This window comes from Klebsiella sp. ZJOU C1 (assembly GCF_035620215.1).
GTDB classification, from domain to species: domain Bacteria; phylum Pseudomonadota; class Gammaproteobacteria; order Enterobacterales; family Enterobacteriaceae; genus Klebsiella; species Klebsiella variicola.
The window spans coordinates 2869729-2889681 of record NZ_CP141644.1 but is presented as its reverse complement, the minus strand read 5'-3'; the positions used below and the strand labels follow the sequence as shown (position 1 = coordinate 2889681).

Genomic DNA, 19953 nt, shown 5'->3' with positions numbered 1-19953 from the left:
GGCCTCTTAGTGCTTGTCCAGCCACGCGCCGTAGAACGACGGACGACCGACGGCCTCGAAGCTGACGCCTTTGACCCACGGCGCGCCGGCGAATACCTGCGGCTCTTCGAAAATGGGGATCACATAGGCGTTATCGATCAGATAGCGCTGGGCGTCACCGGTTAACTGCAAGCGCTGCTGCGGCTCTACCGCCGCGGAGATGCCGGTCAGCAGGTCATTCAGCTTATCATCGCGGAAATGCTGCACTTTATCGCTGGAGCCGCCTTTCTGCAGCAGCGCATCGCGGTTGTTGGGGAAGAACATACTTTTCACCACATCCGGGTCGGCGCGGCCCACTTCTGAGACGGTGAGCGGGGTTTTCTGCGGGTCAAGATTGTCCAGCGTACGGCTACCGGCATCCCCGGCTTTGACGGTCAACGCCACACCCACCTGGCGCCACTGCTGGGCGATCAGCTGCAGCACTTCCTTATTCTGCGGCTGCGGCAGCGATTCATATACCGTCAGCGCCAGCCGCTGGCCGTCTTTACTGCGAATACCGTCGGCGTCGGGCTTCCAGCCGGCGTCGTCCAGCAACTGTCGGGCTTTGGCCTGGTCGAAGGTCAGTTTATCGCTCAGATTGACATAGCCGGCGGCGGAGCTGGCCAGTACGGAGGTCGCTTGCGGGTAGTTAGCGGAGAATAGCGTCTCCACCACCTGTTTGGCGTTGGTGGCATGGAGCAGGGCCTGGCGCACCCGCAGGTCGGCGACCAGCGAGTTATCCGGGCGGAAGCTCAGGCTGTCGTTGACCCCGCGGGTAGGGGCGGCGTAGACCTTAAATCCCTGATCGGTCGCCTGCTTTTCATCGTAGGCCTGCACCTGGCGAATAAAGCCCGCCTGACCCGCCAGCAGCGCGCCGATGCGCACGCTGTCTTCCGGGGTCACAATATAGGTGATGCCGTCGAGGTTAGCGGGCCCCTGCTGGGCACTGTTTTTCGGCCCCCACTGATAGTCCTTGCGCGCCACCAGCGTCAGCTCGCGGCCTGGCTTTTCATCCTGCACCACAAAGGGCCCGGAGCCGATAATATGCCGGGCATCGCCCAGCTCTTCAAAATTGCGCTGCAGGGTGCTGAGTGATACCAGACCGGAGCCGATGGTGGCGGTTCCCTGCAGGAAGCCCGGCGACGGTTTGTTGAAGTAAAATTTCACCGTCAGCGGGTCGATCACTTCGCTGCGCTGGTAGTTATTGATGACCTCCGAGACGGGCAGGCGATGGGCTTTATCTCCCAGACCATAGGTGTCGAAGTTTTTAGCCACGGCGGCGGCGTCAAGCGGCGTGCCGTCCGAGAAGGTGACCCCTTTGCGCAGGTGGAAAGTGTACTCGGTTTTATCGGCATTGCTGGTCCAGCTCTCGGCAATCCACGGCTCAATCTCCAGCGTTTTCGGGTTCTGCCAGGTGAGCTTGTCGGTTATCTGATTGAGAATACCGCCATTCGGATAAAAGCCGCCGGCGGGCGGATAGAGATTGGTGTGCGGTTGCTGCTCCAGATAAATTAAGGTGCCGCCTTTAACCGGCGTGTCGGCGGCCCAGACGGAAAAGGCGCCGGAGAGAAACAGGGCGGCCAGCGCGGGCAGGCGAAAATGACGATGCATGGTGAATTCCTTTGTTATCTATTGTGTTGCCATCATCGGGCGCGGCTAAAAACAAAGGAACCAAGGAATTGCGCTAAGCATTTGCGGAAATTGGATTTACTTCGCGAGTGGGAAGCGTGAGGCAAGCGCCTCTCCCGGGCGGGAGAGGCGTTGGTGATTAGCTGCGCAGATCGATAACCATACGGCCGCGGATCTGACCCTGCTCCATCTCTTTAAAGATGGCGTTGATATCTTCCAGCGGGCGCAGGGTAACTTTCGGCACCACTTTACCTTCGGCGGCAAACTGGAAGGCTTCCACCAGGTCCTGACGAGTACCGACCAGCGAACCGACCACCTCGATGCCGTCGAGCACCAGACGTGGAATATCGAGGCTCATCGCCTCCGGCGGCAGGCCCACCGCGACCACGCGGCCACCGGCACGAACGGCATCCACCGCTGAGTTAAAGGCCGCTTTGGCCACCGCGGTCACCACGGCAGCATGCGCGCCGCCGGTTTTTTCCTGAATCACTTTCGCCGCATCTTCATTACGGGAGTTGATGGTCAGATCGGCGCCCATCGAGGCCGCCAGCTCCAGCTGCCCGTCGTTGACGTCGATAGCGATCACTTTGGCGTTAAAGACATTCTTCGCATACTGCAGCGCCAGGTTGCCCAGCCCGCCGAGACCGTAGATAGCGATCCACTGACCCGGTTTGATGTGAGAGACCTTGACCGCTTTGTAGGTAGTGACGCCCGCGCAGGTGATACTGCTGGCGGCGGCGGAGTCGAGGCCGTCCGGGACTTTTACCGCGTAGTTGGCGGTGACGATGCACTCTTCCGCCATGCCGCCGTCGACGGTATAGCCGGCGTTTTTCACCGAGCGGCACAGCGTCTCATTGCCGCTGTTACAGTAATCGCAGTGGCCGCAGCCTTCGAAGAACCACGCTACGCTGGCGCGATCGCCTGGCTTCAGGGAGGTGACGCCCGGTCCGACTTTTTGCACCACCCCGATCCCTTCATGGCCGAGAATGACGCCGGTTTTATCGCCAAAATCGCCGTTTTTCACGTGCAGGTCCGTATGACACACGCCGCAGCATTCCATTTTCAACAACGCTTCACCGTATTCCAGCGGGCGCAGCGTTTTTTCCGTGACGTTAACCTGATGGTCGTGGGTAACAACAGCAGCCTTCATGCCTGTCTCCTTGTGAGGGGATTGTTTAATTTTATTAATGCAATAGTACCCAATAAGGATTAGACGCGATGGAGAAAAATACAAGGCGCTTTAGTACAGGATGTGGTTTTTTGCTACAGCGGTAGCACAAAATTCAGGCAATACCTCTAATTTTGGTAGGTAATAATAGCGTCACTGAATGGTCATGTTTTCTTCATCACCCAACTCTATCGTTTTGCGCATCAATTTCTTATAACAACAGAGTGATACAACAATGCATCTGGTAAAAACCATCCTCACTGCCGGTCTGTTTCTGTCCGCCGCCGCGCAGGCGCAGAACGTACTGGAATTCCCCCAGCCGGAAAACAACCCGGAAGAATTTTACGCCGTCACCGAGATCCCGGCAGGGGGCATCATTAAGTATGAAACCGACGCCAAAACGGGGTTTATCATCGCCGACCGCTTTCAGTCGATGCCGGTGGCTTACCCGGCGAACTACGGCTCGCTGACCCAGTCGCTGGCCGGAGATGGCGACCCGCTGGACGTGGTGTTTTACACTCGCGCGCCGATGACGCCGGGTACACTGATTAAGCTGCGGCCGATCGGTGTCCTTAAGATGATAGACGGCGGTGAGAAAGACGACAAAATCATCGCCGTGCCGGCCAGTAAAATTGACCCAACCTATGACGACATCATGACCATCACCGATCTGCCAAAAATCGAGCAGCAGCGGCTGGAGGCCTTCTTCCGGGTCTATAAAGAACTGCCAGAGGGGCGTAAAAAGGTTGAGCTGGCCGGTTTTAACGATGCCGCCGCTGCGAAGCAGGAGATCAAATCGGCCTGGGAAGCCTGGAAAGCGAAGAACCCGCAATAATATTCATCGCGGGCGCTGTCCGGCGCCCGCGGCATTCGCTTTCATGATCCCTATGCCGGCGAAATCACAGGTCACACGGCAACGCTTATCTCACCATATTGCATCTTGACGCAGGATGAAGTTGATGGTTGTATTGTACAACCATTTCATTTTCTGGACCCGCTGCCATGCCTGACACCCCCTTAATCCAACAGATTCGTACCGCCTCGCGGTTAATGGTGCGCGAGCTGGGCTTTATGAGCACCACGCTGGCCGCCACCCATTATTCACCTTCGGCGGTGCACACCCTGCTTGAGGTATCGATGAGGGGGGAGATGACGGCCGCGCAGCTGGTCACGTTGCTGGGACTGGAAAAATCAAGCGTCAGCCGGATGGTCTCTCGTCTGCTGGCGGCCGGTGAGCTGGAGGAGCGTCCTTGCGCGGAGGATGCGCGCGCGAAATCACTCGCCCTGACGGCAAAGGGGCACGATACGGTGGCGAAAATTAACGCCTGGGGTACCCGTCAGGTGGTGGAGGCGTTAGACCATCTGGATGAGACGCAGCAGCACACTGTCGCCACTGGACTGGCGGCCTATGCCCGGGCGCTGGCGCAGTGTCGGGATAGCGCGCTCGCGGATACGGTTCCGCAAATTTCGCTGATGACCGGCTACCAGCCGGGGATGATCGGCCGGATAGCCCAGATGCACGGGGAGTATTACGCCCGTCATCATGATTTTGGCGCTTTTTTTGAAGGCAAGGTCGCCAGCGGCGTAGCGGAATTTGCCACCCGGCTTTCCTCCCCGGCCAACCAGATCTGGCTGGCGATCCGCGAAGGCAAAATCGTCGGCTCGCTGGCTATCGATGGCGAGGACCTCGGCCAGCAGGAGGCGCATTTGCGCTGGTTTATTCTCGATGACACCTGCCGGGGAACCGGCATTGGCAGGCGGCTCATCAGCGAGGCGATGGCTTTCTGCGATAGTCGCCAGTTTAGCGCGGTGCAGCTGTGGACCTTTAAAGGGCTGGACGCGGCCCGCAAACTGTATGAATCCTTTGGCTTCACGTTAACCCGCGAATGGCAGGGAGAGCAGTGGGGAAAGGTAATGACCGAGCAGCAATTTACCCGGTCCGGAAACACCGGCTAAGGGCGTGACGCCTTAGCCGGTGGGGGAACCTGGAGATTACGCCAACTGGTTAAGCAGGCGGTTAATCTCCTCTCGCCACTGCGCCTGAAGTGATGGCTTTTGATGTTTTGGCTTGCGGGCCATATCGTCAGCCAGCCATTGCTCCAGGTCAATCAGCCGCGCCAGCAGCGCCTCCTCATCATCGTCAGCCCCGGCGGACGTACTCTGCAAAGCGAGTCGACTGTCCGGGGCGGGCGCCACGGCCTGCAGACGGGCATAGACCTCCTCCAGGCTGTGCCATTCCGTTAACCCGGCGTTGTCGATCAGCCAGAAGCGGTTACAGCTTTCGCTAATCAGCTGGCGGTCATGACTGACCAGCAGCACGCCGCCGGGGTAATCGCGCAGCGTCTGCGCCAGCGCCGCTTTACCCTCCATATCAAGATGGTTGGTGGGTTCATCCAGCAGCAGCAGACTGTAGCGCGCCAGCGAGAGGCCAACAAACAGTAGCCGCGACCGCTCGCCGCCGCTGAGGGTGCTGACCTTCTGGCTATGTCTCGCCCAGCCAAACCCGGCGGCGATCAGCGCCCGTTTACGGGTGTCGGCCGACGGGGCGAACGGCGTCAGCGCGTCGAGCAGGCTGGCATCGTCCGGTAACTGCTCCAGCGTCTGGTCATAGTAGCCGGGGTGCAGCCGGGGATGCAGGCGCAGCCCCGGGAGTGGCGATGCGTCGTTCATCTGCTGCCACAGCAGGCGCAGCAGGGACGATTTACCGCCGCCGTTGCGCCCCATGATGGCCACGCGATCGCCGCTGCGCAGGCGCGCCACGCCGGTGGTGAAGAGGGATGGCAGGCCCGGCGCGGGCGCGACGGGCAGGGTGTCCATCTCCAGCAGGCGGTCGGCCGGCAGGGCGTCCCCCTGCAATGACAGACGCCACGGCGGGCCGACGCTGAGCTCGGTTTGCTCGTCTTTCAGGCGGGCGACCTGCTTCTCCATCTGTTTGGCTTTGCGGGCGAGGTCTTCGTTGTCATAGACGCGACCCCAGGTGGCCAACCGCCGGGCGCTGGCGCTGACCCGGTCGATCTCCTTTTGCTCGGCCTTATGGCGCAGCGCGGCGCTTTCATCCTGCTCCTGCAGTGCCTGACGGGCAGCGCTGCAGGGCAAGGCGAAGCTGTGCAGCGTCTGGTCGCGGAGGATCCAACTCGCATTAGTTACAGCATCCAGTAAGGTGTTGTCGTGTGACACCAGTACGAAGCTCCCCTGCCAGGTTTGCAGGAAGCTTTCCAGCCACAGCAGGGTCGGCAGATCGAGGTGGTTGCCAGGCTCATCCAACAGCAGCAGGTCAGGCTGGCGGATCAGCGCCCGGGCCAGCAGCAGGCGCGTGTGCTGGCCGCCGCTCAGGGTAGTGGTTTGCTGCTCCATCACCGCCGGGGTAAAGCCCATCTGCGCCAGCAGGCGTTCGGCCAGCCAGCGCTGCGCTTCCCGTACATCAGCGGGTAACGGGGCCAGTACTGCCTGCAACAGCGACTGCGAACGCAGCGCCTCCGGCAGATGCTGTTCAACGCGGGCCATCAGACACTGACCGGCGAGTGAGACGCTGCCCGAGGTGGGCGCGAGGGTGCCGTCCAGCACCTGCAACAGGGTGCTTTTGCCGCAACCGTTATGGCCGATGAGACCGATACGGTCGCCTTTCTTCAGGGTGAAGGAGAGGGTGTTAAACAGCGGCCCAAAGGCAGTCTCCACGTGGAGCGCATGGGCAGTTAGTAATGTACTCATAGTCAACTTACTCAAGAGTTACAGGCATACAAATGCCTCGTCAAAACTCGCTGACGATAACCCGGTAAGCCGGAGAGAAGGGATTGCGTGAAGTGTCTTCGCTCAAGCCATAGTTATCGCAGCACGATACCGATAACGCTTGAGCTGGCGCAATTGCCTAATGCATGTGAAACAATAAACATTTCACAATACAGCATGGGGGGCCTCCTTTTTTATTCAGTCAGTGGGTGGGTGCTGGCAGTGTAGTGGGGAAAGGCTAGCGACGCCAGTGACAAAACTGGCAGGGGGCCCCCGCCAGCTTTCACCTGCGCCGCCTTTGTCTACGATGCCGGGTTGGCGCAGAGGGCTTATGTGTTTGCCAGAACATGGTTGCAGAACCATTTTTTTGCTGGCTCATTTACGATGCCTCCACAGGAACGGTGGCGATCGGGCGGGCAATCATGATTGCCGTATCACTGAGCGCGTTCAGATCGCTTACCTGAGTACACTGGCGGGCCATGACCTGCGGATCGCCGTCCGGAAACCAGCCCTCATTGAATGACAGGGTGTAAAACTGGCTATACCGCTTGACTTCACAGCGCCAGGCGCGGCCAAGATTGTTTCTGTCGATAAGCCAGCGGGGATCTTTCGCTTCAACAAAAATTTCATATTTAGAGGGTTGAATGACATGTCGATCTGAATTCGTTTTGCTCCAGAAAATGGCAGTGTAAGAAATGTTGTGTTTACCGTACTGAATACTGGCATCTCGTCCGGGGGTAACCTCCGGATGGAGGAAAATAAATATCCCGGCGGCAATCAGTACCATCAGCGGTAATATAGGATGCTGTATCGGCCGCCAGGGGATTTTACGTACCGCCAGCAGCCAGACCAGGGTAATAATAAACACGTAGAGCAGGGCGAAGAAAAATTTACTCGGTTCATAGATGACGACATCCACCAGATCGCCGGTGGCGGGCTGATACTGTTCAGCCCGCGGGGTGAGCATCCACATATCACCGCTGAAGAGGCACATTCCGGTGATGATGGCGATACCGCCGATAAGAAACAAGACAATACGGATCAGAATCGCATTCGCTTTATTCGCGCCAGGGGTTAATTTTAGCATTTCACATTCCGTTGTGAGGGGGTGAGAAACAACTATTTTGCACAGCGGAGGGCGTGCGGCAAATGCTATCCGTTTTATATTTTTACGATGAATGAATATGGGCGAAAAAGGCGTTTCTATGGTGGGAGATATTATTCTGGCGTTATTAAAAACCGGGCCGATATATCGGCCCGGTGAGCGTGATTAAATCGAGGTGCGGCGATAATTGCGATATTCCGGCAGCCAGAAATTATCGCTAATGGCCTGCAGCAGCGCTTCAGCGGAGGTTTTCACCGCCACGCCTTGCTCCTGCGCCACCTTGCCGACCGCGAAGGCAATTGCCCGTGAGACGGTCTGGATATCCTTCAGCTCCGGCAGCACCGGACCTTCGCCGTTGTTCACCAGCGGCGAGTGTTTCGCCAGGGTTTCACTGGCGGCCATCAGCATCTCGTCGGTGACCCGCGACGCGCCGGAAGCAATCACGCCCAGACCAATCCCCGGGAAGATATAGGAGTTATTGCATTGCGCGATGGCGTACTGCTTGCCTTTCAGGGTGACCGGGGCAAACGGGCTGCCAGTGGCGACCAGCGCCTCGCCATCGGTCCAGCTCAGGATATTCTGCGGCGTCGCTTCCACCCGTGAGGTCGGGTTTGAGAGCGGCATCACGATTGGCCGCGGGCAGTGCTTGTGCATCTCGCGGATAATCTCTTCCGTGAACAGCCCCGGCTGACCCGAGACGCCGATCAGAATGTTCGGCTTCACGTTACGCACCACGTCCAGCAGGGACAGCACATCGTTAGTGGTATCCCAGCCCTGCAGATGCTCACGCTTCTGCACCAGCTTGTTCTGGAACGGCAGCAGATTAGGCATGCCGTCGGTTAACAGGCCGAAGCGGTCAACCATGAACACGCGCTGGCGGGCCTCTTCTTCGCTAACGCCTTCGCGGACGATCTGGGCGATAATCTGCTCGGCGATGCCGCAGCCGGCGGAACCCGCGCCGAGGAAGACGATTTTCTGCTCGCTGAGCTGGCTACCGGCGCCGCGGCTGGCGGCGATCAGCGTCCCGACGGTGACCGCCGCGGTGCCCTGAATATCGTCATTAAACGAGCAGATTTCATTGCGATAGCGGTTGAGCAGCGGCATGGCGTTCTTCTGCGCAAAGTCTTCAAACTGCAGCAGAACGTCCGGCCAGCGGGCCTTAATCGCCTGGATCACGTCGTCAACGAACTGATAATACTCGTCGTCGGTAATGCGCGGATGGCGCCAGCCCATATACAGCGGATCGTCGAGCAGCTGCTGGTTGTTTGTTCCGACGTCCAGCACGATGGGCAGGGTATAAGCCGGGCTGATGCCGCCGCAGGTGGTGTACAGCGACAGCTTGCCGATCGGGATCCCCATCCCGCCGATCCCCTGGTCGCCGAGGCCGAGAATACGCTCGCCATCGGTGACCACAATCACTTTCACGTTATGGTTCGGGACGTTCTGCAGGATGTCGTCAAGGTTATGGCGATTCTGGTAAGAGATGAAGACGCCGCGGGCGCGACGGTAAATCTCGGAGAAACGTTCGCAGGCGGCGCCCACCGTCGGGGTATAGATAACCGGCATCATCTCTTCGAGATGGTTGCCGATCAGGCGATAAAACAGGGTTTCGTTGGTGTCCTGGATGTTACGCAGGTAGATGTGTTTGTCGATTTCAGTTTTGAATCCCTGATACTGGATCCAGGCGCGTTCCGCTTGCTCTTCGATGGTTTCAACCACTTCCGGCAGCAGGCCAAGAAGGTTGAAATTGCTGCGCTCTTCCAGACTGAAGGCGCTGCCCTTGTTGAGGAGGGGGAATTCAAGCAGAACGGGACCCGCGTAAGGGATGTACAGGGAACGGTTTTTCTTATGGGTAAATTGCATCGCACTAACTCCTTGATCATGACCACAGTCCCGGCGCGGCGATAAGCGAGGGCGGGTGGAAAGCAGCGGGCAGAGTATAGAGCAGATGGTCGTCAAGCGGGTAAACAAGCAATCAATTGCCATAAAAAAACACCATCCTGGCAACAGGACGGTGTTGTTTATCATCACTCAGACTGAAAATTAACCACCGCGGCGTTTGCGGCCGGTAGCATGGATGTGGTTGAGGGTGGTTTCTTCATCGCCTTCCAGCACCACTTTTTTCTGCTGGGAAAGCTTATAGTTCAGACCGAGAAGATGACGTGCCTGATGGTTCGATTTCATTCTGACTCCTTTATCCTGTTCTGGTTTCAAGGGCAAACCCGGTGGTGACCGGATGAAATGTAACCCAAAGTCGGCCGCACGTTTTTTGTGCGACCTCAGCTAGGGTGGTCCATTTTCAGGGCAATAGCAACCTTCGCGCGCCAGATTAAGAACAGTCTCCCTCACGCGCCGCCGGGATCACCACTTCATCTCGCCGGTATTAACTTTGGCGCTTAACTCCAGCGAGCTGGTCTCCGCCAGGCCCGGCCACTGCGTCTCCATGGCCTTGATCACCCCGGCCGAATCCTGATGCGTCTTCAGCGCCTGCTCAAACTGCTGGAGATACGTTTTTGTGAAGCGCACCGCGCTGTCTCCCTCCGGCGGGGTGCCGAGGTAATGACCAGGGATCACCCGCTGCGGGTGCAGGGCGATCATCTGGTCCAGCGTGTGGCGCCATTGCTGGCGACTGGCCGATGTCTGGGTGTCGGCGGTCCAGAGATGCATGCCCCACGCCACGCCTGTGCCGCCGAGGATCGTTTTGTTCGCCCGGATCCAGACGAACGCCGCGTAGTCATGCGGCTGCATGATCGTTACTTTCTCACCGTCGATGGTAAAGCTGTTGGCCTTCAGCGCCTGCGGAACGTACACCTGTGTCGGCGCGCCATCTTTCATTTGCGGGCCCCAGTACGCCAGTTTGGCCGCTTTGGTGGCTTCAATATGTTTGACGACCTCCGGCGTGGCGACCACTTCCGCCTGCGGGAAGGCTTTCATCAGCGGTTCAAGACCAAAATAGAAATCCGGATCGCCAGAGGTGATCACAATCCGCGTGAGCGGCTTGCCGTTTTTCTTGATCATGTCTACCAGCTTTTCGCCGTCTTTGACGCTGAACTGCGCGTCAAACAGCACTGCTTCGTGCGGGCCGGAAACGAGAGTGGAGTTAACGGCAAAGATGCCCTTTTCCTGCGGATTGTAGGTTTGCAGCGTCAGAGGCGCCGCGAAGATCGAACCGCTGAACAGGGCGGTGGCAACAGCAAGAGCAGATAATTTCATGATGTGTTCTCAGTAACAGGTGAATGCGTTCCATTGTACGGATTTCGCTATTTGATAGAATTCCTGAAATAAGAGATGCTGAGTTTCATAAATCGTGCAGATGAAGGGGGCATGATGGACAGGGTGATTGCTGCTCAGGTATACCTGCGCATCTGCGAGCTGGGAAGTCTCAGCGCCGCGGCGCGGGCGCTGGGGATGTCGCGTCCGATGGTCAGTCGCTATCTGGAGCAGATGGAGAACTGGGCTGGCGCCCGGCTGATCCATCGTTCCACCCGCCGGCTGACCCTGACGCCGGCGGGGGAAAAAGTGTTGCTTAAGACCCGCGGGTTGACGCGGATCGCCGATGAAATCGCCGGCGAGCGCCAGCGGGCCGACCCCAGCGGCACGCTGCGCGTCGCCTGCGCGCACTTCACGGCAATGCAGCTGATCTCTCCGCTGCTGCCGGACTTCCTCGCTCGCTATCCGCAGTTGCGCCTGGAGCTGGATATCAATAACCATCCGGTCAGCCTGATCGGCGAGCGCATCGACGTGGCCATTCGCATTACCGACAACCCCGAGCCCGGGGCGATCGCTCGCCGCCTCGGGCTGTGTCGTTCGCTCCTCTGTGCCGCACCGCGCTGGCTCCAGCAGCATGGCCCGCTGGCGACACTTGACGATCTGCAACAGCATAACTGTCTGTTATACAGCCACTTTGCCGGCCAGCGCTGGCAGTTCAGCGATGCGCAGGGGCAGGAGGCGTCGGTGGCGGTGAGCGGCAATCTGAGCGCGGGGATCTCTTCTCTGCTGCTGGAGGCGGCGGTCGCCGGGTGCGGCATTGCGATGCTCCCCGAACTGGAGGCGCGGAGCGCGTTGGCCAGCGGGGCGCTGGAGGTGGTGCTCCCTGACTGGACGCCGAAGGCGCTGAGCGTCTATGGCATCTATCTTTCCCGCGACTATCAGCCCGATGGGCTACCGCTGTTTCTGGATGCGCTGCAGCGACGTCTGGGGGAGATTGCCGCCGGGGCATGAACATGGCGTTGCATTCAGCGGCAACACCGGCGGGCGGTGGCCCTGCCGGTGAGCTGACGATGAGACTTACTCGTTGCCCCATTGATTAAGGAAGTTGGCAATATCGTCAATTCGGCGTTCATCAATGGCCGCTTCGCGGGCCATCTCCTGCTGCGCCTCTTCATCGATCTCTTCGTTATTCATCAGCCGCTCAATCAGCAGTTGAAAATAGCGCGCCAGCGCATCGCGTTCCGTCTCTTTAACCGGGGAGGCCGCTTCGGTCTCGTACTCGTCCACGATGTCATAAAATTTCAGGGGGATCTCATTACTCATCAGTTGTCCTCAGGGTCAGCGCACAGCGGCGGACGGATATCATAGCATGCAGCCGGCTAAACACGCTGCGGGAGAGGAAAAATCGCCACGCAGGGCTGCGCGGCGATCGTGTTGGGGGAGGGACCGGCATAACGCCGGCCCGCTTATCGGCCCGGAGGCGACGGATTTAGACCACGCCGTCCCCGCCGTCAGAACACCACACCTGACCGGAGGTATAGGAGCAGGCGTCTGATGCCAGGGTGACGTACAGCGGGGCGATCTCGACCGGCTGCCCCGGGCGGCCCATCGGTGTGTCTTTGCCGAACTGTTTCACTTTCTCGTCCGGCTGGCCGCCGCTGGATTGCAGCACCGTCCAGTAAGGGCCTGGCGCCACGGCGTTGACGCGAATGCCTCGTTTCGCCACCTGCTTGGCCAGCGATTTGGTGAAGATCGCCAGGCAGGCTTTGGTCTGAGCATAATCGAGCAGAATCGGGCTGGGTTTATAGGCTTGCACCGAGGTGGTATTGATGATTGCGCTCCCGGCCTGGAGATGGGGCAGCGCCGCGCGAGTGATCCAGAACGGCGCGTAGACATTAGTTTTAAAGGTGGCGTCAAAGTCTTCGGTGGTGAGCTCCTCGAGCGTCTCGCAGTATTGCTGACGTCCGGCGTTATTGACCAGGATGCTCAGGCCTCCCAATTGTTCCACCGCGTCGGCCACCAGCGACTGACAGAAGGACTCGGAGCGAATATCCCCCGGCAGGGCCACTGCCGTGCGACCTTCGGCTTTGATCAGCGCGATGACTTCATCGGCATCCTCTTGCTCCTCCGGCAGATAGCTTATGGCGACATCAGCCCCTTCGCGGGCAAAGGCGATCGCCACCGCGCGGCCAATGCCGGAGTCGCCGCCGGTAATTAACGCTTTCTTACCCGCCAGCCGCCCGGTGCCGGTGTAGCTGGTTTCCCCGTGGTCCGGTGACGGCTCCATCTCCGCATCCAGACCCGGCGGGGTTTGTTCTTGCTCCGGGAACTCCGGACGGGGAGCCGTCTCTTCTGGCAACATGGAGGTGGGTAATTTTTTCATTGGCGGTTTTTCATCTTGCATAGTCATCTCCTTCAGACAGAACGGGCCAGACCTAAGGATAGGTCAGCTTCACCCCAGGCCAGGCAGCGCCAGAGGATCATCTATCTTGTTTAACAGGCAAAATAGGGGCTTTATTTGACTTTAACCGGCTGATCCTTGGCGAATTTCGTTGTATGTCGCTGCGTTATTATTGGTGGTGTTAAATTAGGATTATTCCATCCTTAATTTGCGGTGCGGGGCTATTTTACCGGGCGGGCTGAATGACGGTATGCTTTTTAAAGGCGAAGGGGTGTGCATTGTGAAAAAATAGTTTTTTGCACCTATGGATGGTTGATGAACTACTTCATTGTGAGTATTTTTATGACGGTGATGTCTGGCTGAAGAAAAAAATAAATAACATCTATCATTTTCATTTTTTTACAAAAGCGTCGAGGGGAAAAGTTTCACGATAGAAAATGGTGATAACCTAAGGCGAATAAGTGAGTTACGCAGTATTTATTTTTATTACCGCTTCGTTATTTTCTTTTTATTTTCTATTTGATGTGGATAAACACCTGGCGTTAATTTGACTCCTGCGAGCATTCCTCTAGTGTTAGATATCGAGGGCGATGATTTGTAACAGGGTCATTTTCCATTTACCAACCGAGATCGAGTAAACCTAAAAGGTGAAATTATGGCAGAGCATAGAGGCGGTTCAGGTAACTTTGCAGAAGATCGTGAAAAAGCATCCGAAGCCGGGCGTAAAGGCGGACAGCACAGCGGCGGGAACTTTAAAAATGATCCTGAACGTGCATCCGAAGCCGGTAAAAAGGGTGGTAAGAACAGTCATGGCGGTGGTCGTAAAGCCGGTGACAGTTAATGACTGAAGCCTGAGGCGCTTTAAAAAGGGCGCCGAAACAAAAACCTGTGGGCCTGCCGGTCCGCAGGTTTCTGTTTATATGGGCTGGTAATAATAAATCTGGTCGGATACTCGTATTTATTTATCGGCAATACGCGAAGAGTAAATGAATCGGCAACATGCTGGTTAACGGTTAAGTATTTATAACATAGCAGGTAATAAAAATGAAACTGACACCGGCATTGATTAAACGTTGCCATCTTGTGGCCGCCGTGATGTGGGTCATTCTGGCAATACCCTCGTTAATCTGGTGGAAAAACAGCGTCCTGTGGGTCATTCTTATTAGCATCTATGCGAATATCGTTGGGCATTTATCCGGATATAGCGCAGCGCGAGCGGATCAGGCGGCGGAAGAGAATGAAGATCCCACATCCAAATAAAGGATTGGTTATCAGAGGTATTTATGACGGATATTGAAAATTACCATAACTGGCTGCGCGATGCACATGCGATGGAGAAACAGGCCGAAGTGATATTAATCGCCGCACTCAGAAGGAGTGAGAACTATCCGCCACTGCGCACGCGTCTTGAACAACATCTCTATGAAACTCGCCGGCAATTATCGTCTCTGCAGGATATCATTGCCCGTAATCATATTTCCCGCTCCGCGCTGCAGGATGCGATGAGCCGGGTCGCCGCGTTGGGCCAGTCCATTGGGATGATGCTGCCCGGCGATGAGGTCATTAAGGTCATTATCACGGCCTATGTTTTTGCGCAATTCGAGGTCGCCTGCTATACCGCCTTATTGACTGCGGCGAAACGGGTGGGCGACCACCATGCCATTCACGCCCTGGAGGCGATGCTGGCGGAGGAGCGAGGCATGGCTGACTGGCTGCTTCATCATCAGCCGACGATCGTCGGGCAATTTCTGCATCGTGCCGATCTGCCTGGCGTTGAGGCCGGAAAATAAGCCGCCGGAGAAAAACTATGGTTAAACGCCACACGATCGCGCTCCATGCTGTCGAGGAACAGGTTCCTCTGAAATTAACCGCCAGACAGCAGGCTCTGGTGGACGCGGTGGCGAATAGGGCGCCTTCAGCGGAACACGCTACCGTATCGCCTGTCGCTAAACCCCGGCCGACGGCGAGGGGCGGACGTAAACCGCGCTGAATCTGCTGGCGATTGACGGGCCACCCGTCAGGGTGAATAAGCAAGGTGATAGTGATGCAACGGGAACAGTGGTTTCACAGAGCGGTCATTTATCAGGTTGATAGTTCACTGTTTTATGACGCTAACGGTGACGGCTACGGCGATCTCGCCGGTATTCGCCAAAAGCTACATTACATTCGCAGCCTCGGGGCGACGGTGCTCTGGCTGACGCCTTTCTATCTCACCCCTCTGCAGGATGATGGCTATGATATCAGCGACCATCTGCAGCCCGATCCGCGCTTTGGCACCATCGCCGACGTGATTGAGCTGATTGCCCGCGCCCGGGAGCTGGGGCTGCGGGTGATTGTTGAGCTGGTTATCCAGCACACTTCCGCCCAGCACCCGTGGTTTCAGGCGGCGCGACGCGATCCCCGGTCGCCGTGGCGGCCATACTATCTTTGGGCCGACAGGCCGCCGGAGAAGGACGATCCCCCCATGTTTCCCGGCGTCGAGGAGAGCGTCTGGCGCTGGGACGAACAGGCCGGGCAATACTATCGCCACATGTTTTATCGTCATGAGCCGGATCTGAATCTTGCTCATCCGCCGGTGATCGCTGAAATCGAAAACATCATCACCTTCTGGCTGCAGGCGGGCGTGTCAGGTTTTCGCCTCGATGCCGCGTCACATCTGGTGAAACAGGCCGGGAAGGGCGACGAGGCGCGCGGCTACCCGCTGCTGAACCATCTCCGGCAGGTCGTTCAGCGCCTCAATCCCGAGGCGATACTGCTGGGTGAAGTGGACGTTGCGGTAGAAGATTACCGCCATTACTTCGGTCACAGCGATCGGCTGCAGATGGTGCTCAATTTCTGGCTTAACAAATATCTCTACCTCAGTCTGGCGCAGCAGCGCGCCGCCCCGGTGGTAAAAGCCCTGCAGGCGATGGTGACCCCGCCGGACGGGTGCTGCTTCGTCAACTGGCTGCGTAACCATGATGAACTGGATCTCGAGGGGATCGGCGAACGCAATAAACGCCAGGTTATCCGCACCTTTGCCCCTGATAAATCCATGTCCGTTTACCAGCGTGGCGTACGCCGGCGACTGGCGCCGATGCTGGATGGCGATACCCGGCGCATGGCGCTGGCCCATGCGATCCTGCTGGCGCTGCCCGGCGTGCCGGTGATGCGCTATGGCGACGAGATTGGCATGGGAGACGATCTGAGCTTACCGGAGCGCTACGCGGTCAGAACGCCGATGCAGTGGTCGGCGGCGCCCAACGGCGGCTTTTCCCGGGCGGCGCGGGACGATCTGCCGGTAAAACCGATAGCCAGCGGGCGGTGGCGTTACCAGCGGATCAATGTCGAAGCAGCGCTGCGCCACCCCCGATCGCTGCTGAACCGGGTGCGCAACATGGTGCTGGCGCGGGCGGAATATACCGAGCCGGGCTCCATTGCTTTCGCCATCCTCGCGGTGAAACCTGCTGCGGTGCTGGGCCTGTGCTATCGCAGCGAATCGCGGGAAGTGCTGATGCTGGCGAACTGCAGCCAGCAGGCGGTAGAGGTCCTGCTCCCGCCGCTGGCCGAGGGCTACTGGAGCCCAATTCTGGAAGATAAGCTCTATCAGGATGGGCTACACGGCGGGAAAGATGCGCGGCTGGCGCTTTCCGGGTATGGGTACCGCTGGTTCAGCCGGAGCCTGGATTAACGACGTTTCCCGGAACGACGGAACAACGCCCGCAGGGCCATCGTCGCCACCGCTATCCCGACGCCGGCAGCCACTTTTCCCGGGAGATCGGCGCTGATGGTCACCGCTTTACGCCGTGCGCCATCGTTAAAGGGGCCGTGTCCGGGGTGATTGCCGCGTACCGGCGTGAACAGGTCGTCCTGATGCTCTGCCGGCTTCGGCTGGCCGGTAAACTGTCCCTCCCACGCCTTTTTCACCATCAGACGATCGAGCAGGCGAGGAAAGAAGACCTGGCCGAGGATCGACTGGATGGTGCTTTTCCCGACCCACAGTTCGTTGACCGGACGCTGGATGACGCTATAGATAGCCTCGGCGGCGACTTCTGGCTGATAGACCGGCGGCACCGGCTGCATGGCCTGATCCATTTTATTCCGCGCCCAGCCAAACTGGGCGGTGTTCATCCCCGGCAGCTGGACCATGGTCAACTGGATGTGGCTTTTCTCGTGCATCAGTTCGGTACGCACGGCATCGGTAAAGCCGCGGATCGCCGCCTTGGCTCCACAGTAGGCCGATTGCAGGGGAATCGACCGCCAGGCCAGCGCCGAGCCGGCCTGAATAATCACTCCCCGATCCCGGGGCGCCATCACCTCCAGCGCCGCACGGGTGCCGTTGACATAGCCGAGATAGGTCACCTCCGTCACCCGGCGAAATTCCTCCTCGCTCATCTGACGAAAGGGGGCCAGCACGGTGGTCATGGCGTTGTTGATCCAAACGTCTATCGCGCCAAGTGCGGCTTCCACCTCGGCGGCGGCGCGCTGCAGCGCCCCGGCATCGGCGACGTCGGCGCTAATGGCCAGCGTTTTAATGCCAAATCGTTCGCAGGCCTGCTGGGCTTCCTGCAGACCCGTCTCATCTCGGGCGATCAGCGCCACGTGGTATCCTGCGCGAGCGAAACGCAGTGCGGTGGCTTTGCCCGCCCCCGCGGTTCCCCCGGTAATTACCATCACAGACATAGAGACCTCATTTTTTTTGGCTAGCGCAATATTAACTGCACAGATCGGTTAATTATTCCTCACAAATGACAATGACGAGGTGGGAAATATCCTGGAATATACGCAGTGTGAATCAGACGACATATCCGGATGATGCTGGCTGGATCGTGCCTGCATCGGCGAGGACGTTCTATAATCTGTTAGAACCCTGTCAACCCGCGAGGAGGAAAAATGGTGACATTAAACATGCTTAGCGTTGAAAAAGAAGAGGATGACGCCACCCGCGCCCCCGAATCAGGTGATAAACAACCGGAGCGCGATAAATAAAATTGAGACTATTCCTTTTCAGGAATAATGGATATCTGGCCGTTACGCTCGAGGATAGCGAATTTGATCGCTTTGAGCTCATAGATCCCATGGTGCTGCCTGGCTGCCAGCAGGATATCATCGACAGAGATATTGACGAGCTTTATCTTTTCGTCGATGACAGCACCATTTTCCACCACAATAACCGGGCTGCCATCAATGAAATTTTCCGCCTGCGAGAAGCGTTTCTTAATATAGCCGAATAAAATATCAACACCCACCAGAGTGACGATGGTGAGCATCGAACCGGTGACGGAATAGTCTGTGCTGAGCATCGCCTGTTGGGTGGCTTCGCTAATTATCAGCAGCAATATTAGATCAAAGTTGGTTAACTGCATCAGCGTTCTTCTGCCAGCAATCTTAAAAATAATCAACAGGATAAAATAGATTGCTGCGGCTCTGAGGACCATTTCCATAGCCACTCCTAGGGATAGACAAACTGGTTCCAGGTGACAGGCGCGCGATCGTTCACTGCCGCCTGCAGGGAAATATTGCCGGCTGTTTTTGGGGTAATGGATAACCACACGGACATCGGCGAGCGGTTGGCCGCTTGCTGATACACGAGGTATAATTTCCCCTCGGCACTGTACATTTTATCTGGCTGCGGGCGGATATCACCGACCTGGTAGCGCGATAAAAACGGGGCGGTGAAGCTGATAATTTTTTCACTACCTCCATCGGGTTTAATCTGAATATTCACTTCGGTTTCACTCATCAGTCTGGCATACCGCTGATAATCGACGCTTAATTCACCTGCGGCACTTTCCCGGTGCGCTTCACTGAAATAACCGGATGACCACAGACCGCTTAGCGCGGTAAGAATGATGAGACTCAGAACAATTATCCCATAGCGCCGGAATCGATATTCGAAGCGTAGTGCTCGTTCATTCTCGTCAACGATGGGACAATCCTGTTGATTCTTAATCATTATTATTTTCCCCGCGTTTCGTTTCGGCAACAGCGTAACGATAAGGACATTCTTATATTAGTCGATATCAGAACAATTGACTTTGTAAAAATGAATCGCCTCAGCCAGGCTTTATTCTAATCATCGGTAAAATGACGGAGGGATGATGAAAAAATTAGCGCTCGCTATGGCCTGTGTACTCGCCGTGGGTATTGCACAGGCGGACGATAAGGGCGGTTTTAGTCAGGATGCCGCACCGCCGCCGCCGCACAAACTCGATGACGGCTATCGCGGCGTCGAGGATGGCCGGATCATGACCGTTGAGCAGGCGAAAACCATGCACGATGGCGCGACTATTTCACTGCGCGGTAATGTGCTCACCCGCCAGGACAATGACCGTTATCAGTTTCGCGATAAAAGCGGCACCATCACTGCCATCATTCCGGCCGCCGCGTTTAACGAACAGCACGTAGAGCCTGACGATCTGGTCAGCATCAACGGTAGCCTCGATCGCAAAATGACGCCGCCGGTGGTGCGTGTCGATCGTCTGCTCAAGCAGTCGCCTAAGTAATCGGAGAACGCCGATATGAGTAACACATCTCAGCCGCAAGGTGAGCAGGGCGGAAAACATCCTGCGCGCGAGGCGCCTGCCGAGCATGGCGAAGTGCCGCGTAAACGGGACGACAGCAAGGACGACAAAACCGATCCTTATCAGCCACACGATGGTCGTTAGCGAGGCTGACCACGAGATCCTTAAGGGCACAGTGATGCCCAGGCCGCAG

At 57.4% G+C, this 19953-nt stretch carries 23 protein-coding genes; 11 read left to right on the top strand and 12 right to left on the bottom strand.

All coding sequences use genetic code 11. The features are described from left to right. Positions 1-6 precede the first annotated feature (6 nt). Positions 7-1629 (bottom strand): TIGR04028 family ABC transporter substrate-binding protein, encoded by a 1623-nt coding sequence (locus tag SPE70_RS13825; RefSeq protein ID WP_008804746.1) that lies wholly within the window; start codon positions 1627-1629, stop codon positions 7-9. Positions 1630-1786: 157 nt separating this feature from the next. Further along, positions 1787-2797 carry an alcohol dehydrogenase AdhP gene (adhP, locus tag SPE70_RS13820; RefSeq protein ID WP_002906221.1) on the bottom strand — a complete coding sequence of 337 codons (1011 nt, stop codon included), beginning with the start codon at positions 2795-2797 and terminating at the stop codon, positions 1787-1789. Between the two features lie 253 nt (positions 2798-3050). On the opposite strand from adhP, the gene SPE70_RS13815 reads away from it, so the two are divergent. Both SPE70_RS13815 and SPE70_RS26435 read left to right on the top strand, forming a co-directional pair. Beyond that, positions 3051-3650 carry an inorganic diphosphatase gene (locus tag SPE70_RS13815; RefSeq protein WP_032733099.1) on the top strand — a complete coding sequence of 200 codons (600 nt, stop codon included), beginning with the start codon at positions 3051-3053 and terminating at the stop codon, positions 3648-3650. 167 nt (positions 3651-3817) lie between these two features. Next, positions 3818-4771, top strand: a complete 954-nt coding sequence (locus SPE70_RS26435) for a helix-turn-helix domain-containing GNAT family N-acetyltransferase (protein ID WP_046619980.1) — start codon at positions 3818-3820, stop codon at positions 4769-4771. A 36-nt stretch (positions 4772-4807) separates the two neighbouring features. Here the strand turns inward: SPE70_RS26435 and SPE70_RS13795 are convergent, their stop codons facing one another. The 3 genes from SPE70_RS13795 to SPE70_RS13785 all read right to left on the bottom strand — a co-directional run bounded on the left by SPE70_RS13795 (position 4808) and on the right by SPE70_RS13785 (position 9509). Beyond that, positions 4808-6523 carry an ABC-F family ATP-binding cassette domain-containing protein gene (locus SPE70_RS13795; protein ID WP_046619977.1) on the bottom strand — a complete coding sequence of 572 codons (1716 nt, stop codon included), beginning with the start codon at positions 6521-6523 and terminating at the stop codon, positions 4808-4810. Between the two features lie 397 nt (positions 6524-6920). Then, entirely contained in the window at positions 6921-7628 is a 708-nt protein-coding gene (locus SPE70_RS13790; protein WP_032754479.1) for a hypothetical protein, read from the bottom strand. A 183-nt stretch (positions 7629-7811) separates the two neighbouring features. After that, complete coding sequence (locus SPE70_RS13785; protein WP_008804752.1) at positions 7812-9509, bottom strand: NAD-dependent malic enzyme; 1698 nt, start codon at positions 9507-9509, stop codon at positions 7812-7814. Positions 9510-9564: 55 nt separating this feature from the next. Between SPE70_RS13785 and SPE70_RS13780 the strand changes: the two genes are divergently transcribed. After that, a complete protein-coding gene (locus SPE70_RS13780) occupies positions 9565-9693 on the top strand; it encodes a hypothetical protein (protein WP_046619973.1) in 129 nt (42 codons plus the stop codon). Here the strand turns inward: SPE70_RS13780 and sra are convergent. Both sra and SPE70_RS13770 read right to left on the bottom strand, forming a co-directional pair. After that, positions 9690-9830, bottom strand: coding sequence for a stationary-phase-induced ribosome-associated protein (gene sra / locus SPE70_RS13775; RefSeq protein ID WP_012541615.1), 141 nt, complete (start codon positions 9828-9830; stop codon positions 9690-9692). The two genes, SPE70_RS13780 and sra, sit on opposite strands and share 4 nt — an antisense overlap. A 177-nt stretch (positions 9831-10007) precedes the next feature. Continuing rightward, on the bottom strand, positions 10008-10859 hold the full coding sequence (locus SPE70_RS13770; protein ID WP_008804753.1) for a Vmh family MBL fold metallo-hydrolase: 852 nt from the start codon (positions 10857-10859) through the stop codon (positions 10008-10010). 114 nt (positions 10860-10973) lie between these two features. Between SPE70_RS13770 and SPE70_RS13765 the strand changes: the two genes are divergently transcribed. Next, entirely contained in the window at positions 10974-11867 is an 894-nt protein-coding gene (locus SPE70_RS13765) for a LysR family transcriptional regulator (RefSeq protein ID WP_012968123.1), read from the top strand. A 66-nt stretch (positions 11868-11933) separates the two neighbouring features. Here SPE70_RS13765 and SPE70_RS13760 read toward each other — a convergent pair whose 3' ends face one another. Together SPE70_RS13760 and SPE70_RS13755 are read right to left on the bottom strand one after the other, a co-directional pair. Continuing rightward, entirely contained in the window at positions 11934-12179 is a 246-nt protein-coding gene (locus tag SPE70_RS13760) for a DUF2543 family protein (protein WP_008804755.1), read from the bottom strand. Positions 12180-12345: 166 nt separating this feature from the next. Next, a complete protein-coding gene (locus SPE70_RS13755; RefSeq protein WP_008804756.1) occupies positions 12346-13260 on the bottom strand; it encodes an SDR family oxidoreductase in 915 nt (304 codons plus the stop codon). A 652-nt stretch (positions 13261-13912) separates the two neighbouring features. Here SPE70_RS13755 and SPE70_RS13750 point away from each other — a divergent pair. From SPE70_RS13750 to SPE70_RS13730, 5 genes are all read left to right on the top strand, one after another. After that, entirely contained in the window at positions 13913-14098 is a 186-nt protein-coding gene (locus SPE70_RS13750) for a con-10 family general stress protein (RefSeq protein WP_008804757.1), read from the top strand. A 203-nt stretch (positions 14099-14301) separates the two neighbouring features. Then, positions 14302-14517 carry a hypothetical protein gene (locus SPE70_RS13745; RefSeq protein WP_008804758.1) on the top strand — a complete coding sequence of 72 codons (216 nt, stop codon included), beginning with the start codon at positions 14302-14304 and terminating at the stop codon, positions 14515-14517. A 23-nt stretch (positions 14518-14540) separates the two neighbouring features. Next, positions 14541-15047, top strand: a complete 507-nt coding sequence (locus SPE70_RS13740; RefSeq protein ID WP_064170265.1) for a ferritin-like domain-containing protein — start codon at positions 14541-14543, stop codon at positions 15045-15047. A 17-nt stretch (positions 15048-15064) separates the two neighbouring features. Beyond that, a complete protein-coding gene (locus SPE70_RS13735; RefSeq protein ID WP_012968126.1) occupies positions 15065-15247 on the top strand; it encodes a hypothetical protein in 183 nt (60 codons plus the stop codon). 54 nt (positions 15248-15301) lie between these two features. Continuing rightward, positions 15302-16927, top strand: coding sequence for an alpha-amylase family protein (locus SPE70_RS13730; RefSeq protein ID WP_032735706.1), 1626 nt, complete (start codon positions 15302-15304; stop codon positions 16925-16927). On the opposite strand, the gene SPE70_RS13725 is transcribed toward SPE70_RS13730, so the two are convergent. The 3 genes from SPE70_RS13725 to SPE70_RS13715 all read right to left on the bottom strand — a co-directional run bounded on the left by SPE70_RS13725 (position 16924) and on the right by SPE70_RS13715 (position 19192). Next, entirely contained in the window at positions 16924-17919 is a 996-nt protein-coding gene (locus SPE70_RS13725) for an SDR family oxidoreductase (protein WP_064170263.1), read from the bottom strand. The genes SPE70_RS13730 and SPE70_RS13725 overlap by 4 nt on opposite strands. Before the next feature lie 314 nt (positions 17920-18233). Beyond that, positions 18234-18680, bottom strand: coding sequence for a DUF421 domain-containing protein (locus SPE70_RS13720; RefSeq protein WP_008804762.1), 447 nt, complete (start codon positions 18678-18680; stop codon positions 18234-18236). Positions 18681-18688: 8 nt separating this feature from the next. Continuing rightward, positions 18689-19192: a hypothetical protein gene (locus SPE70_RS13715; RefSeq protein ID WP_008804763.1), complete on the bottom strand. Its 504-nt coding sequence runs from the start codon at positions 19190-19192 to the stop codon at positions 18689-18691. 145 nt (positions 19193-19337) lie between these two features. Between SPE70_RS13715 and SPE70_RS13710 the strand changes: the two genes are divergently transcribed. Further along, entirely contained in the window at positions 19338-19742 is a 405-nt protein-coding gene (locus SPE70_RS13710; protein WP_008804764.1) for a YdeI family stress tolerance OB fold protein, read from the top strand. A gap of 15 nt (positions 19743-19757) precedes the next feature. Continuing rightward, positions 19758-19904, top strand: coding sequence for a hypothetical protein (locus SPE70_RS13705; RefSeq protein WP_012541624.1), 147 nt, complete (start codon positions 19758-19760; stop codon positions 19902-19904). Positions 19905-19953 lie beyond the last annotated feature (49 nt).

What these genes read in the sequence shown, in the direction of transcription:
- SPE70_RS13825 (WP_008804746.1), bottom strand. Translation starts at nt 1,629, where the DNA reads ATGCATCGTCATTTTCGCCTGCCCGCGCTGGCCGCCCTGTTTCTCTCC.
- adhP (WP_002906221.1), bottom strand. Translation starts at nt 2,797, where the DNA reads ATGAAGGCTGCTGTTGTTACCCACGACCATCAGGTTAACGTCACGGAA.
- SPE70_RS13815 (WP_032733099.1), top strand. Translation starts at nt 3,051, where the DNA reads ATGCATCTGGTAAAAACCATCCTCACTGCCGGTCTGTTTCTGTCCGCC.
- SPE70_RS26435 (WP_046619980.1), top strand. Translation starts at nt 3,818, where the DNA reads ATGCCTGACACCCCCTTAATCCAACAGATTCGTACCGCCTCGCGGTTA.
- SPE70_RS13795 (WP_046619977.1), bottom strand. Translation starts at nt 6,523, where the DNA reads ATGAGTACATTACTAACTGCCCATGCGCTCCACGTGGAGACTGCCTTT.
- SPE70_RS13790 (WP_032754479.1), bottom strand. Translation starts at nt 7,628, where the DNA reads ATGCTAAAATTAACCCCTGGCGCGAATAAAGCGAATGCGATTCTGATC.
- SPE70_RS13785 (WP_008804752.1), bottom strand. Translation starts at nt 9,509, where the DNA reads ATGCAATTTACCCATAAGAAAAACCGTTCCCTGTACATCCCTTACGCG.
- sra (WP_012541615.1), bottom strand. Translation starts at nt 9,830, where the DNA reads ATGAAATCGAACCATCAGGCACGTCATCTTCTCGGTCTGAACTATAAG.
- SPE70_RS13770 (WP_008804753.1), bottom strand. Translation starts at nt 10,859, where the DNA reads ATGAAATTATCTGCTCTTGCTGTTGCCACCGCCCTGTTCAGCGGTTCG.
- SPE70_RS13765 (WP_012968123.1), top strand. Translation starts at nt 10,974, where the DNA reads ATGGACAGGGTGATTGCTGCTCAGGTATACCTGCGCATCTGCGAGCTG.
- SPE70_RS13760 (WP_008804755.1), bottom strand. Translation starts at nt 12,179, where the DNA reads ATGAGTAATGAGATCCCCCTGAAATTTTATGACATCGTGGACGAGTAC.
- SPE70_RS13755 (WP_008804756.1), bottom strand. Translation starts at nt 13,260, where the DNA reads ATGCAAGATGAAAAACCGCCAATGAAAAAATTACCCACCTCCATGTTG.
- SPE70_RS13750 (WP_008804757.1), top strand. Translation starts at nt 13,913, where the DNA reads ATGGCAGAGCATAGAGGCGGTTCAGGTAACTTTGCAGAAGATCGTGAA.
- SPE70_RS13745 (WP_008804758.1), top strand. Translation starts at nt 14,302, where the DNA reads ATGAAACTGACACCGGCATTGATTAAACGTTGCCATCTTGTGGCCGCC.
- SPE70_RS13740 (WP_064170265.1), top strand. Translation starts at nt 14,541, where the DNA reads ATGACGGATATTGAAAATTACCATAACTGGCTGCGCGATGCACATGCG.
- SPE70_RS13735 (WP_012968126.1), top strand. Translation starts at nt 15,065, where the DNA reads ATGGTTAAACGCCACACGATCGCGCTCCATGCTGTCGAGGAACAGGTT.
- SPE70_RS13730 (WP_032735706.1), top strand. Translation starts at nt 15,302, where the DNA reads ATGCAACGGGAACAGTGGTTTCACAGAGCGGTCATTTATCAGGTTGAT.
- SPE70_RS13725 (WP_064170263.1), bottom strand. Translation starts at nt 17,919, where the DNA reads ATGTCTGTGATGGTAATTACCGGGGGAACCGCGGGGGCGGGCAAAGCC.
- SPE70_RS13720 (WP_008804762.1), bottom strand. Translation starts at nt 18,680, where the DNA reads ATGGAAATGGTCCTCAGAGCCGCAGCAATCTATTTTATCCTGTTGATT.
- SPE70_RS13715 (WP_008804763.1), bottom strand. Translation starts at nt 19,192, where the DNA reads ATGATTAAGAATCAACAGGATTGTCCCATCGTTGACGAGAATGAACGA.
- SPE70_RS13710 (WP_008804764.1), top strand. Translation starts at nt 19,338, where the DNA reads ATGAAAAAATTAGCGCTCGCTATGGCCTGTGTACTCGCCGTGGGTATT.
- SPE70_RS13705 (WP_012541624.1), top strand. Translation starts at nt 19,758, where the DNA reads ATGAGTAACACATCTCAGCCGCAAGGTGAGCAGGGCGGAAAACATCCT.